The sequence below is a fragment of the Sphingomonas sp. SP4 genome (assembly GCF_058313375.1).
Map to the genome: position 1 here is coordinate 645,526 of NZ_JBZFLE010000002.1, position 13,713 is coordinate 659,238.

Here is a 13,713-nt window from a genome sequence, read left to right on the forward strand (position 1 = left end):
CATTAATCTGTGAGTTATAGCAATTCACCCACGGCCCCTGCGGACAACGCCTTACGCGTCATCCCCCATACGCAACGCAGCAATAAACGCCTCCTGCGGAATGCTCACGGAGCCATATTCCCGCATGCGCTTCTTGCCCTCTTTCTGCTTCTCCAGCAGCTTGCGCTTACGCGTCGCGTCGCCGCCGTAGCATTTGGCGGTCACGTCCTTGCGCAGGGCTGCGATCGTCTCGCGCGCGATGACCTTGCCGCCGATCGCGGCCTGGATCGGGATCTTGAACATGTGCCTCGGGATCAGGTCCTTCAGGCGCTCGCACATGCCGCGGCCGCGGGCTTCGGCGTTGGCGCGGTGGACGATCATGCTTAAGGCGTCGACCGGCTCGCCGTTGACCAGGATGCTCATCTTGACGAGGTCGCCCTCGCGATGGCCGATCTGGTGATAGTCGAAGGACGCATAGCCGCGGCTGATCGATTTCAGGCGGTCGTAGAAGTCGAACACCACTTCGTTGAGCGGAAGCTCATAGCGGAGCATCGCGCGGGCGTGGCTGCCGGTCCCGACATAGGTCAGGTCCTTCTGGATGCCGCGGCGGTCCTGGCACAGCTTCAGGATGGATCCGAGATATTCGTCAGGGACGTAGATGGTCGCATCGATCCACGGCTCCTCGATCATCTCGATCCGGTTGGGGTCGGGCATGTCGGCCGGGTTATGCAGCTCGATCGTCTTCGCGGCCTCGTTCTTCGAATGCGACAGATGGATCTGGTAGACGACGCTCGGCGCGGTGGTGATGAGCTCCAGGTCGTATTCACGGGTCAGCCGCTCCTGGATGATCTCGAGGTGCAGCAAGCCGAGGAATCCGCAGCGGAAGCCGAAGCCCAAGGCGGCGCTGCTCTCCATCTCGAACGAAAACGAGGCATCGTTGAGCCGCAGCTTGTAGAGGCTGTCGCGGAGCTTCTCGAAGTCGTTGGCGTCGACCGGGAACAGGCCGCAGAAGACGACCGGCTGGACTTCCTTGAAACCGGGAAGAGCCTGTGCGGCCGGCCTTTTGGCATCGGTGATCGTGTCGCCGACGCGCGTTTCCGCCACTTCCTTGATCTGCGCGGTGATGAAGCCGATCTCGCCCGGGCCGAGCTCGCTGAGCTGCTCGATCTTCGGGCGGAAGCAGCCGACGCGGTCGACCAGGTGCGTGGTGCCGGCGGCCATGAACTTGACCTGCTGGCCCTTCTTGAGGACGCCCTCCATCACCCGCACCAGGATGACGACGCCGAGGTACGGGTCGTACCAGCTGTCGACGAGCATCGCCTTCAGCGGCGCGTCAGGGTCGCCCTTGGGCGGCGGGATCTTCGCCACGATCGCGTCCAGGATCTCCTCGATCCCGATCCCGGTCTTCGCGCTGGCGAGGACCGCCTCGGAGGCGTCGAGCCCGATGATCTCCTCAATCTCCTGCCGCACCCCCTCCGGGTCCGCCGCGGGCAGGTCGATCTTGTTGATCACCGGCACGATCTCGTGGTCGTGCTCGATGCTCTGATAAACGTTCGCCAGCGTCTGGGCTTCGACGCCTTGGGCTGCGTCGACCACCAGGAGCGCGCCTTCGCACGCGGCCAGGCTGCGGCTGACTTCGTAGGCGAAGTCGACGTGCCCGGGCGTGTCCATCAGGTTGAGCTCATAGCCCTTCCATTCGAGCCGCACCGTCTGCGCCTTGATGGTGATCCCGCGCTCGCGCTCGATGTCCATATTGTCGAGCACCTGCGCCGACATCTCGCGCTCCGTCAGGCCGCCCGTCTTCTGGATCAGCCGGTCCGCCAGCGTGCTTTTCCCGTGATCAATGTGCGCAATGATCGAGAAATTCCGTATCCGCTCAATTTTCTGCATTTGCGGGGCGCGCTAGCAGGGTGGCGTGCGGCTGTCAGCAATGCGCAAAAACTGACCTGTTTAACTTCCGCCTCGATTCAATTTTTGCTAAGCGTCGGTCGCTTAATCAATGGGGGCATTGACATGACCAAGTACGCGTTCCTCGCCGGCGCAGCGCTGGCGCTCGTTCCCACTCCGGCGCTTGCCGACCAGAGCTCCGGCTACAAGGACCAGCAGCGCGGCCAGGCCGAGATTCCGGTGTGCACTCACCGCATCGGCACGTTGGCCATCGTCCCTTCGGACAATGAATGGTGGAAGCAATATAACCTCGGCAGCCCCGAGGCGATCATCAAGGTGTTTGTCCAGCAGTCGGGCTGCTTCAGCCTGGTCAATCGCGGAAGCGCGATGCAGAGCCGAGCAATGGAGCGGGCGCTGGCCGAGAACGGCGAGCTGCAGCGCGGATCGAACATGGGTGGCGGCCAGGTGAAGGCGGCGGACTACTTCCTCCAGCCTGATGTCGTGACCGCCAACCGCAATTCTGGCGGCGGCGGCGCAGGCGCCGCAATCGGCGGCATCCTCGGCCACTTCGGCGGCTGGGGCAGCACGGTCGGCGCGATCGCTGGCGGGATTAACGTCAAGAAGGGCGAAGCGAACGTGACTCTGTCGCTGGTCAACGCCCGGACGACCGAGGAAGAAGCGATGACTCAAGGCTACTTCCGCAAGAGCGACCTAAGCTGGGGCCTCGGCGGAGGCGGCGGCTGGTGGGGCGGCTTCGGGGCGGCCGGCGGCTACGGCTATCAGAATACGGAGATCGGCCAGATCATCGTTCTCGCCTACCTCGACGCTTACAAGAAGATGGTCACGCAGCTCGGCGGCGTATCGCCCATTCCGGCTGCTGCACCGGCGCCTGCGCACCGTCGCTGAATATTTGCAACAGGTAATAGCTAGCTAGAGGGCGGGCGCCCTTTCCGGTGCCCGCCCATCGCCCGTGCGGAGGCGATTAAAGGCTGTTGTTGGCTGCCACGTTAGCGGCCGCGTTTGCATCAACAGCGTTGGAGGCGTTCACGTCCGTTGCAGCATTGAGATCCGTCGCCGCGTTGACGTCGGCCGCGTTCACGTCCGTCGTGTTCAGCCCTGCGTCGAGGTTCTCAGTTTCGAGAGATGCATTGGCGTCGACATTGTCGGCCGCCTTGTTGCCGCCGCACGCGGCAAGCGTCGCGAGCCCGGCCGCGACAGCGAGAATCCTGATCGATTTCATTTTTGCTTTCCTCCGAATAGTGACTGCCCCCAGGCACTCTGCGGCGCCCTTCCCGACCGATCCGCGGCCCCGGCATCGCTGCCGGAGCCGCGTCCGTTCTTAGGGAGTTGAATGCGCCCGGCTTAACTGGCTTGCCAACTTAGAAGAAAATTCCAAATCGGTACCCAAGCAATTCCGCCGAACACGGTGCTGAAGTCCCATTTGCTTGCTTCCTGCGCAAGAGGGGGTCGGAAGAAAGCGCAGTCCTTGCCCTCGCTCTTGGCGATCATGCAAGTTTCTTCTAATTTGCGGCGATGAAAAAGCTGGATCGTGTCGATCGGAAAATCCTGGCCATCCTCCAGGAGGATGCTTCGCTCGCCGTAGCTGAAGTCGCCTCGCGCGTTGGACTCTCTCAAACTCCGTGTTGGCGCCGCATCCAGCGGCTGCGCACCGATGGCATCATCGAAGCGACGGTCGCGCTGGTTAAGCCCGAAGCGGTGGGCTTCGGGCTCACCGTGTTCATGGCTGTCGAAGCTCGCGATCATTCCCCTGAATGGCTCGATCAGTTCACCCGAGCCGTGGTTGCGAGACCGGAGGTTCTCGAAGTTCACCGCATGGCAGGTGACATCGATTACCTGCTTCGCGTCGCGGTCCAGGACATGGCGGCCTTCGATCACTTCTATCGAGATCTGATCGAAGCCGTGCCCCTCAAGAATGTCTCATCACATTTTGCGATGGAGCGAGTGAAGCAGACCACCGCCTATCCGGTGACAGTCGAGTAGCTACTCAAACTCCACGATGACCTGATCGACCGCGAGGCTGTCGCCCGCCTTGGCCGGCGTCGCCTTGACCGTGGCCGCCTTTGGGGCGCGGAGGATGTTTTCCATCTTCATTGCTTCCATCACTGCGACTGGTTGGCCGGGCTCGACCTTGTCGCCGACGGCGACGTCCAGCTTGGTGAGCAGTCCGGGCATTGGCGCGAGGAGAAGCCGCGAGAGGTCGGGCGCGGGCTTCTCGATCATGAACTTGGAGAGGTCTGCGACGTGCGGCGAAAGGACCTGAACCTTGTGGCTCGCGCCCCGCGTCTGGAGCTCCCAATTTCGGCCGACGCGGCGGACCTGGACAATGCGCAGCCGTCCGTCGATGACCACCGTCAGCAGCCGCTGCCCGGGCACCCAGCGCCCAACGATATCGACGAGATCGCCGTCGTCCGTCACCGCGATGGTGCCGCCCTTGTAGGGTTTGATGCGAACGCGGTGGCTCACGCCGCCGTCGATCTTGACGATGCGCTCGCACGGGAAGTGCGGCTTTCCGCCTAGCTGGTCGCTGATCTCGACCGCACGCTCGTCAGTGATGACGGCGACCATCCCAGCAATGGCCGTCAGATCCTCGATCAACTGCTCGTCCGCCGGAGCACCTTCGAAGCCTTCGGGATATTCCTCGGCGATAAAGTTGGTCGTGATGTTGCCCTCGCGGAAGCGCGGGTGCTGCATCAGCGCGGACAGGAAATCGACATTGTCGTTGATGCCGTCGATCACAAACTGGTCGAGCGCCGCGACCTGCGCGTCGATGGCTTCGAGCCGGGTCGGCGCATGGGTGATCAGCTTGGCGATCATCGGGTCGTAGAACATGCTGACCTCGCCGCCGTCGGCCACGCCGTCATCGACGCGGACGACGAGGTCGTCGTCGCGCTTCTGCACGGATGGCCAGTAACGGATCAGGCGGCCTGTCGACGGTAGGAAGCTGCGGTACGGGTCCTCGGCATAGACGCGCGTTTCTACTGCCCAGCCGTTGAGCTTCACGTCGTCCTGCGTGAACGCCAGCTTCTCACCAGCCGCGACGCGGATCATCTGCTCGACGAGGTCGAGGCCGGTCACTTCCTCGGTCACCGGATGCTCGACCTGCAGCCGGGTGTTCATCTCGAGGAAGTAGAAGCTCTTGCCGGTGGTGTCGGCGCCGGAGACGATCAGCTCGACCGTGCCCGCCGAGTAGTAGCCGACCGCCTGTGCAAGCGCGACGGCCTGCTCGCCCATCGCCTTGCGCATCTCGGGCGTGACGAAGGGCGAGGGCGCTTCCTCGACGACCTTCTGGTGGCGGCGCTGGATCGAGCATTCGCGCTCGCCCAGGTAAAGAATGTTGCCGTGCTGGTCGCCCAGCACCTGGATCTCGATGTGGCGCGGCTGCTCGATGAATTTCTCGATGAAGACGCGATCGTCGCCGAAGCTGTTCAGGCCCTCCCGCTTCACGCTCTCGAAGCCCTCGCGCACGTCCTTCTCGGACCAGGCGAGGCGCATCCCTTTGCCGCCGCCGCCCGCGGAGGCCTTCATCATCACCGGATAGCCGATGTCGCCTGCGATCTTGACGGCATCGTCCGTGGTCGCGATGTCGCCGAGATAGCCGGGGACGACGTTGACGCCCGCCTCCTTGGCGAGCTTCTTGGACTCGATCTTGTCGCCCATCGCGGCGATGGCGTTCGGCGGCGGGCCGATGAAGGCGATGCCGGCGTCCTTGAGCGCCTTGGCAAAGCTCTCGCGTTCCGAAAGGAAGCCGTAGCCGGGGTGCACAGCCTCGGCGCCGGTCTCCTTGCAGGCCGCAATGATCAGATCGGCTTTCAGGTAGGATTCGGACGCGGGCGGCGGCCCGAGGCGCACGGACTCGTCCGCCATCTTCACGTGCGGTGCGCGAGCGTCTGCATCGGAATAGACCGCGACGGTCTTGATACCCATGCGCTGCGCCGTGCGGATCACCCGGCACGCAATCTCACCGCGATTGGCGATCAGGATTTTCTTGAACATCAGCGGAGCCAAACCCACGCGTAAATAGCAGTCGCGACGCCTTGCACGCTTAACCCCCCCAGAAGAATCCATTGTGCATGTTCGTGCACACTGAAGCAGAAGCTATTTCCTTCGGCACAATCGCCCATCATCGAGCCGATCCACGCGATCAGGGTCAGCGACAGCCACGCGAAGCTCGCGATACCGAAAGCTAGCTTCCCAATCCGCTCGTTCACTCCGCCGCCTCGTCGAGCGGCGGGCGGTTGTGGCCGAGCAGGCGCAGCACTTCGTCTGCCGCGTCTGCGAGGTTCGTACCGGGTCCGAAGATCGCCTGAACGCCCGCGGCCCGAAGCATCGCATAATCCTGCGGCGGGATGACCCCGCCCGCGACCACTTTGATGTCGGCGCGGCCCATGTCCTTCAACGCCTCGATCATCTCCGGAATGAGTGTCCGATGGCCCGCGGCGAGCGAGCTTGCGCCGACCACGTCGACGTCATTCTCGATCGCCATCTGCGCGGTCTCACGCGGCGTCTGGAACAAGGGGCCGGGAACGACTTCGAAGCCGAGGTCGGTGAAGGCCGAGGACACCAGGTTCGCGCCTCGATCATGCCCGTCCTGGCCCATCTTTGCGACCATGATGCGCGGCTTGCGCCCGAGACGGTCGGCGACCGAGCGGGTGCCTTCCTCGGCAGCCTTCCAGCGACCGTCCGCCCGCGCCTTGCCGTAGATGCCCCGCACCGGTTCGGGCTTGGTGCCGTAGCGACCGAACGCCCGTTCGAGGGCATCTGAAATTTCGCCGAGCGTGCAGCGAACCCGCGCCGCTTCTACACTAAGGCGCAAAAGGTTTTCGTCGCCACGTGCGCCCTGCTCCAATGCATCCAGCGCGGCGCGCACCTTGGCCTCGTCGCGGCCAGCCCGAACCTTCTCGATCTTCGCGATCTGCGAAGCACGCACCTTCGCATTATCGACTTCAAGGATCTCAACCTCGGGCTCATTCTCGAGGCGATAGCGGTTGACGCCGACGATGGTCGTCTCGCCCGTATCGACCTTCGCCGCGCGCGCCGCCGCGGCCTCCTCGATGCGATGCTTGGGCAGGCCCTCGGCAACCGCCTTGGTCATGCCGCCATGCGCCTCGACTTCCTCGATCAGCGCCCAGGCTTTCTCCTCCAGCTCGCGGGTCAATTTCTCGACGTAGAAGCTCCCGCCGAGCGGGTCTGCTACGGCCGTCACGCCGCTCTCTTCCGCGAGGATCAGCTGCGTGTTGCGGGCGATGCGCGCGCTGAAATCGGTCGGCAGCGCGATGGCCTCGTCGAAGCTGTTGGTGTGCAGCGACTGCGTGCCGCCGAGCACCGCCGCCAGCGCCTCGATCGTGGTGCGGATGATGTTGTTGTACGGATCCTGCTCGGTGAGGCTGACACCCGACGTCTGGCAGTGGGTGCGCAGCACCTTCGACCGGTCGTTCTTCGCACCCAGATCGGTCATGATCCGATGCCAGAGCGTGCGCGCCGCACGGAGCTTCGCGATCTCCATGAACAGGTTCATGCCGATGCCGAAGAAGAAGGACAGGCGGGGCGCGAAATCGTCGATGTCGAGCCCGTCGGCCTTCGCGCAGCGCACATATTCCATGCCGTCGGCGAGCGTGTAGGCGAGCTCCTGCACCGCCGTGGCCCCCGCTTCGTGCATGTGATAGCCGGAGATCGAGATCGAGTTGAACTTCGGCATCTCGGCCGCGCAGTAAGCGATGATGTCCGACACGATCCGCATCGAGGGTTCGGGTGGGTAGATGTACGTGTTGCGGACCGCGAACTCTTTCAGGATGTCGTTCTGGATCGTGCCGGTGAGCTTGTCGTGCGGGACGCCCTGCTCCTCGCCCGCGACGATGAAGAAGGCCATGACCGGAAGCACCGCCCCGTTCATGGTCATGCTGACGGACATCTCGCCCAGCGGGATGCCGTCGAACAGCAGCTTCATGTCCTCGACCGTGTCGATCGCGACACCGGCCATGCCGACGTCGCCGGCGACGCGGGGATTGTCGCTGTCGTAGCCGCGGTGGGTAGCGAGGTCGAAGGCGACGCTAAGCCCCTTCTGACCGGCGGCGAGGTTGCGACGGTAGAAAGCGTTGGATTCCTCGGCGGTCGAGAAGCCTGCGTACTGGCGAATGGTCCAAGGGCGGCCGGCATACATCGTCGCGTAGGGCCCGCGCGTGAACGGCGCGACGCCAGGGTAGCCGCTGTCGATGCCTGCCGCTTCGTCCGGCCCGTAAACGTTGTCGAGGCGAATGCCCTCGACGGTCTCGCGCGTCAGGTCCTTGCCCCGCGATTCTTTCGCGGCGAGCGTTGCCCAGTCAGATTTCGACACTTTGTCAGTCACGCGAGCGCACTAGCGCCGCCCGCGCGCAATCTCCAGCTTCGCTTATTCTGTTCGTGCTTGCCGCAACTCGCTCCGACGAAGCTTGCCCGTCGCGGTTTTCGGCACGGCTTCGACGAACTCGATCTCGCGTGGATATTTATACGGCGCGATCGCCTGTTTCACGTGGGTCTGCAGCTCGGAGACCAAATCGTCTGAAGGGGTCGCACCAGGCGCCAGCACTATAAAGGCCTTCACCTTTTGTCCGCGCTCCGGGCAGGGCGCGCCGATCACGGCACACTCCGCGACCGCGGGATGCGACAGCAGCGCATTCTCCACTTCCGGAGCGCCGATGTTATAGCCGGAGCTGACGATCATGTCGTCGCTGCGGGCGAGGTACCAGAAGTAGCCGTCAGCATCGCGGCGGTAGGTGTCACCGGTGACGTTCCAGCCGTTCTGCACATAGTCGCGCTGGCGAGGGTCATCGAGGTAGCGGCAGCCCGTCGGACCCTTGATGGCGAGCCGGCCGACACCTTCGTCAATTTCGTTGCCCTCGGCGTCCAGGATTGTGGCCGTGTAGCCGGGCACGGCTCTTCCCGTTGAGCCGGGACGCACGTCGTCTCCCGCGGCGGAGACGAATATATGCATCATCTCGGTCGAGCCGATGCCATCGGTGATCGCGATGCCGGTGCGATCCTTCCACACGCGCCAGGTGGCTTCCGGAAGATGCTCGCCCGCCGAGATGCAGTAGCGCAAGGTCTTGAGCGCCTCGTCGAGCTTCGGCTGCGACAACATCGCCTTATACGCTGTCGGCGCGGTGCCGAGGTGGGTGACGCCAAACTTCGCGATGGCATCGAGCAAAGCGGGGGGGCTGGCCTGTTCCATCGTCGCTGCAGCCGCGCCGAAGCGGAGCGGGAACATCGGGGTGATGCCGAGGCCGAAGGTAAAGGCCATGGGCGCGCTGGTCAGGAAGACGTCGCCAGGCTTCGGATCGACCAGATGCTTGGCGAACGTGTCGCAGGGCGCGAGCACGTCCCGATGGAACTGGACGCAGCCCTTCGGCACGCCGGTCGTGCCACTGGTGAAAGCGATAATACAGGGGTCGTCGCGATCTGTGTCGGCAGCTTGCAGCGGTTCCAGGGACGCGGTGCGCGTCTCCAATTCGCCTCGTCCATAGTCGCCGTCGTATTTGATGATGTGCTTGATGCTGTGCGTCTGCTCGACCGCCTCGCGGAAGTCGCCGATGAAGCGGCTGTCGACGATCGCGTGGCTGATTTGGGCGCGGTCGATCACGGTCGCGATCTCGCCTGGGCGAAGCAGCGGCATGGTGGCGACCACGACGCCGCCGGCCTTCAGCACACCGAGCCATGCCGCGAACATCGTGTAGCTGTTCGGACCGCGCAGCAGCACGCGATTGCCCGCGATGAGGGCGTGCTCATCGACCAGGAGGCGCGCGATGCGCCCGCTGAAATCGTCCAGATCGCGATAGGTCCAGCGGCCGTGATCGTTGACGATTGCCAGCGCGTCCGGGACGCCGCCTTTCAACAGCTCGGCGGCAGCGTTCAGCCGCTCCGGATATTGCAGCTCGGGCAGGTCGAAGCGGAATTCCGGAAGCTCATCGGGCGATGGCAATCGGTCTTCAACGAACGTGTCGCGCATCAGTCCGGGACGACCGCCGTCGTTTCAATTTCGACCTTGGCGGCGCTTTCGACGAGGCCCTTCACCTCGACCAGCGCCATCGCCGGATAATTCGGGCCCATGATCTGGCGCCACGCCGCGCCGATCTCGTCCCGCGAGACCATATATTCGTGGCGGTCGATGACGTAGCAGGTCATTCGGACGATATGCTCGGGACCAGCGCCGTCTTGAGCGAGGATTTCCAGCGTATTCATCAGCGCGCGCGCGAACTGGCCGTGCAGCGTGTATTCCGGGAAGGTCTCTTTCTCGTCCCAGCCGATCACGCCGGCGGTGAAGATCATGCGCCCGCGTGCGCTGATGCCGTTCGAATAGCCCCTTGGCCGAGGCCATGCCGGCGGTTGAAGTATCTTCATGCTCATCCCCCTTTGAGCAGGTCTCGCGCGATGATTTGTCGCTGCACTTCGCTCGCACCTTCATAGATGCGGAGCGCGCGGATGTCGCGGTAGAGCTCTTCGACCTTCACCCCGCGCGTAACGCCTGCGCCGCCGTGCATCTGCACCGCCGCGTCGATGACTTTCTGCGCGCTTTCGGTCGCGTGGAGCTTGGCCATGGCCGCGGCGCGGCGGTTGTCGGTCCCACCCTCGTCCTGCTGCCAGGCGGCGCGATAGATCAGGAGTGCCGATGCATCGATCGCAAGTGCCATGTCGCCGAGCTTGGCCTGGGTCACTGCATTTTCGGCGAGCGTGGCCGAGCCGAGCCGGCGCTCCTTCGCCCAGTTGAGTCCCTCGTCGAGTGCCCGTCGAGCGAACCCAAGGGCCGCGGCGCCGACCGTCACGCGGAAAAGATTCAGCGTCTCCATGCCGATGCGAAAACCTTCGCCGGGTTCGCCGATGATCGCGTCGGCGGGGATGCGGACATTTTCGTACCGCAGCCGAGCAAGCGGGTGCGGCGCGATGACTTCGATCCGTTCGGCAATGCTCAAGCCGCCTGAGTCGGCGGGAACGATGAAAGCCGAGAGGCCGCGCGCACCTTCTCCCTCGCCGGTGCGTGCGAAGGTCACATAGAAATCCGCGACGCCACCGTTCGAGATGTAGGTCTTCTCGCCGACCAGCACCCATTCGTTGCCGTCGAGGAGGGCGGAGGTCGCCATGTTGGCCGCGTCCGAACCGCATTCCGGTTCGGTCATGGCGAAGGCTGCGATTGCCTCGCCACTTGCGACCTTCGGCAACCATTGAAGCTTTTGCTCGACCGTGCCGAACAGCGAGATCGCGCCAGAGCCGAGCCCCTGCATGGCGAATGCGAAATCGGCCAGGCCGGAATGATAAGCCAGCGTCTCGCGCCCGATCGCGAGGCTGCGCACGTCGGGCCTGCTGTCTGCGTCCGAGACGCAGAGCTTAAGGAAACCGGCGCTGCCAAGTTCCTCGACTAAGTGGCGGCAGTAGATGTCGAGATCATTGCCGTGCTCGTCGAGCTGCGCTTCGCACCAGTTCCGCAGACTGTCCGCCAGCTCCCGATGCCGCGGCTCGAAGAAGGGCCAGGAGAGGAAGCTGCGATCGGCCATCAATTGCCCTGGAAAACCGGCTTCTGCTTGTTGGCAAAGGCTTCGTAGGCACGGCGGAAGTCGTTGGTATCCATGCAGCGCGCCTGCGCCTGCGCTTCCATTTCCAGCGCCTCGTTGATGGTCACGTTCCACTCGGCGTCGAGCTGCTTCTTGGTGATGCAGTGAGCGATGCTCGGGCCCTTCGCCAGTTCGTCCGCAAGCGCGTAGGTCTCGGCCAGCACGTCTTCGACCACGCGATTGTAGAAGCCCCAAAGCAGGCCCTCGTCCGTCGTCATCGTGCGGCCGGTGAAGAGCAGCTCGGCGGCCCGGCCATGACCGATCAGGCGCGGCAAGATTGCGCATGCGCCCATGTCGGCTCCGGACAAGCCCACGCGCGTGAACAGGAAGGCCGTCTTCGCGCCGGGCTGGGCGAAGCGCATGTCGCTCGCCATGGCTATGATCGCGCCTGCTCCGGCGCAGACCCCTTGGACTGCGGCGAGGACAGGCTGCGGGCATGCCCGGATGGCGCGCACCAGATCACCAGTCATCCGCGTGAACTTCAGCAGGCCGGCATGGTCCATCTTGGTCAGCGGACCGATGATCTCATGCACGTCGCCGCCCGAGCAGAAATTGCCGCCAGCGCCACGCAATACGACGACTTTCACGGCGCGCTTCTGGCGCAGGTCGTAGAAGGTGTCGCGAAGCTCGTCGTAGCTATCGAACGTCAGCGGATTCTTTTTCTCGGGCCGGTTGAGCGTGATGGTCGCGACACCGTCTTGGAACTCCCACAGGAAATGCTTCGGCTGGAAGTTCGCGGCGTCCCAGGTCACGCGCTGGTCCCTCCGTCGATCGTAATCGCCGCGCCGTTGATGTCGCGGCTGAGCGGCAGGCAGATCGTGGCGACGAGACTGCCGATCGCCTGTGGGTCTACCAGCCGGCCGCTAGCGTTCATGTCGGTGATCGCAGAGCGGGACTGCTCCTGGCTGCGCCCAGTGATCTCCGACACGCGCGCGACCGACTGATCGGTCATCGGCGTGTCGACATAGCCGGGGCAGATCGCGTTCACGGTGAGATTGGTCTTTGCATATTCCGCAGCGAGGCTGCGCATCAGGCCGAGGAGGCCGTGCTTCGATGCCGCGTAGTGGGCTGCGTACGGAACGCCGCGCAGCGAGGCGACGGACGCGATGAAGACGAGGCGGCCGTTCTGGCTGTCGAGCAGGTCGCCGATCGCAGCGCGTGAACATTCGAACGCCGCCGTCAGGTTGACGCCGATGATCCGATCCCAGCTTTCGCGCGTCATCTTGTGGAAAGGCGCGCTCTCCGCAATCCCGGCATTGACGATCAGCAGCTCGACCGGGCCGTTGGCGGCGCGAGCTTCATCGAAGGCGGCGCGAATGCGGTCTGAGTCGGTCACATCGCACTGAATCGCCGTTCCGCCGACGCTTTCGGCCACGGCTTTCAGGGGTTCGAGACGGCGGCCGAGTAACGAGAGCCTGGCGCCGGCGGCATTGAGATGCTCGGCGGCGGCGGCACCAATGCCGGTGCCCCCACCGGTGATCAGCGCGTGGCGTCCTTGGAGGGCGCTTTCCATTGCTGCGTCTTGGCCGAAGCGCTTCGGAGTGGCAAGGCGTCCGCGCATGAAGCTCGCGATCCTTGAGACGGGGCGTCCCCCCGGCAAACTCGCCGCAGAACATGGCGATTATCCGACGATGTTCGGGCGGATGCTCGGCCCGGGATTCGCGATCGAAAGCTTCGACGTTCAAGGCGGCGATCTTCCGGCGGACGCGGATGACTTCCCAGCTTATCTCATCACCGGCTCACCCGCCGGCGTGTACGAGTTGCTGCCTTGGATCGATCCGCTGTGCAGCTTCGTCCGCGAAGCGAAGAACAGCCGGATGGTCGGAGTCTGTTTCGGCCATCAGCTGATGGCAGAGGCGCTCGGCGGCCGGGTCGAAAAATCCGACAAGGGCTGGGGCGCGGGGCTGCACCACTACGACGTTATCCGGCGAGCGCCCTGGATGGATGATGCGCAGGAGATCGCTGTTCCAGCATCGCATCAGGATCAGGTCGTTGTTCAGCCGCCGAATACGGAGGTCGTCGCCAAGTCCGCGTTCACCCCCTATGCCGCGCTCAACTGGACCGACCGTCAGGCGATCTCATTCCAGTTCCACCCGGAATTCTCGCCGGCCTTCGCCCAAGCGCTGATCGAGAAGCGTTACGATGTCGTGCCCAACCCGGATGCGGCGATCGCAACGCTCGACGCTCCCAACGACAATGCGCGCGTTGCCGGTTGGATCAGATGCTTTCTACAGGCATAGGCGCCGCAAAT

13 protein-coding genes are annotated in these 13,713 nt (G+C 64.0%); 3 read left to right on the forward strand and 10 right to left on the reverse strand.

The window, feature by feature from the left end; genetic code table 11:
• Positions 1 to 51 precede the first annotated feature (51 nt).
• Positions 52 to 1,869 (reverse strand): translation elongation factor 4, encoded by a 1,818-nt coding sequence (lepA, locus tag AC4GYV_RS12560; protein WP_491101040.1) that lies wholly within the window; start codon positions 1,867 to 1,869, stop codon positions 52 to 54.
• 123 nt (positions 1,870 to 1,992) lie between these two features.
• Between lepA and AC4GYV_RS12565 the strand changes: the two genes are divergently transcribed.
• Positions 1,993 to 2,772: a CsgG/HfaB family protein gene (locus tag AC4GYV_RS12565; RefSeq protein ID WP_491101041.1), complete on the forward strand. Its 780-nt coding sequence runs from the start codon at positions 1,993 to 1,995 to the stop codon at positions 2,770 to 2,772.
• Between the two features lie 76 nt (positions 2,773 to 2,848).
• On the opposite strand, the gene AC4GYV_RS12570 is transcribed toward AC4GYV_RS12565, so the two are convergent.
• Positions 2,849 to 3,106, reverse strand: a complete 258-nt coding sequence (locus tag AC4GYV_RS12570) for a hypothetical protein (protein WP_491101042.1) — start codon at positions 3,104 to 3,106, stop codon at positions 2,849 to 2,851.
• A gap of 293 nt (positions 3,107 to 3,399) precedes the next feature.
• Here AC4GYV_RS12570 and AC4GYV_RS12575 point away from each other — a divergent pair, with 293 nt between their 5' ends.
• On the forward strand, positions 3,400 to 3,867 hold the full coding sequence (locus tag AC4GYV_RS12575) for an Lrp/AsnC family transcriptional regulator (protein ID WP_491101043.1): 468 nt from the start codon (positions 3,400 to 3,402) through the stop codon (positions 3,865 to 3,867).
• Here the strand turns inward: AC4GYV_RS12575 and AC4GYV_RS12580 are convergent, their stop codons facing one another.
• The 8 genes from AC4GYV_RS12580 to AC4GYV_RS12615 are packed head-to-tail and all read right to left on the reverse strand — an operon-like array spanning position 3,868 to position 12,975.
• On the reverse strand, positions 3,868 to 5,880 hold the full coding sequence (locus tag AC4GYV_RS12580; RefSeq protein ID WP_491101044.1) for an acetyl-CoA carboxylase biotin carboxylase subunit: 2,013 nt from the start codon (positions 5,878 to 5,880) through the stop codon (positions 3,868 to 3,870).
• On the reverse strand, positions 5,880 to 6,095 hold the full coding sequence (locus AC4GYV_RS12585) for a hypothetical protein (protein WP_491101045.1): 216 nt from the start codon (positions 6,093 to 6,095) through the stop codon (positions 5,880 to 5,882). Before AC4GYV_RS12585 ends, AC4GYV_RS12580 begins: the two co-directional genes overlap by 1 nt.
• Positions 6,092 to 8,230, reverse strand: coding sequence for a methylmalonyl-CoA mutase (scpA, locus tag AC4GYV_RS12590; protein WP_491101046.1), 2,139 nt, complete (start codon positions 8,228 to 8,230; stop codon positions 6,092 to 6,094). Before scpA ends, AC4GYV_RS12585 begins: the two co-directional genes overlap by 4 nt.
• A gap of 42 nt (positions 8,231 to 8,272) precedes the next feature.
• A complete protein-coding gene (locus AC4GYV_RS12595) occupies positions 8,273 to 9,865 on the reverse strand; it encodes an AMP-binding protein (RefSeq protein WP_491101047.1) in 1,593 nt (530 codons plus the stop codon).
• Complete coding sequence (locus tag AC4GYV_RS12600; protein ID WP_491101048.1) at positions 9,865 to 10,257, reverse strand: RidA family protein; 393 nt, start codon at positions 10,255 to 10,257, stop codon at positions 9,865 to 9,867. Before AC4GYV_RS12600 ends, AC4GYV_RS12595 begins: the two co-directional genes overlap by 1 nt.
• Positions 10,258 to 10,259: 2 nt before the next feature.
• A complete protein-coding gene (locus AC4GYV_RS12605) occupies positions 10,260 to 11,405 on the reverse strand; it encodes an acyl-CoA dehydrogenase family protein (protein WP_491101049.1) in 1,146 nt (381 codons plus the stop codon).
• Positions 11,405 to 12,214 carry an enoyl-CoA hydratase family protein gene (locus AC4GYV_RS12610; RefSeq protein WP_491101050.1) on the reverse strand — a complete coding sequence of 270 codons (810 nt, stop codon included), beginning with the start codon at positions 12,212 to 12,214 and terminating at the stop codon, positions 11,405 to 11,407. Before AC4GYV_RS12610 ends, AC4GYV_RS12605 begins: the two co-directional genes overlap by 1 nt.
• Positions 12,211 to 12,975, reverse strand: a complete 765-nt coding sequence (locus tag AC4GYV_RS12615; protein WP_491101051.1) for an SDR family NAD(P)-dependent oxidoreductase — start codon at positions 12,973 to 12,975, stop codon at positions 12,211 to 12,213. Before AC4GYV_RS12615 ends, AC4GYV_RS12610 begins: the two co-directional genes overlap by 4 nt.
• 46 nt (positions 12,976 to 13,021) lie before the next feature.
• On the opposite strand from AC4GYV_RS12615, the gene AC4GYV_RS12620 reads away from it, so the two are divergent.
• Entirely contained in the window at positions 13,022 to 13,702 is a 681-nt protein-coding gene (locus AC4GYV_RS12620; RefSeq protein ID WP_491101052.1) for a glutamine amidotransferase-related protein, read from the forward strand.
• The last annotated feature ends 11 nt before the right edge of the window (positions 13,703 to 13,713 follow it).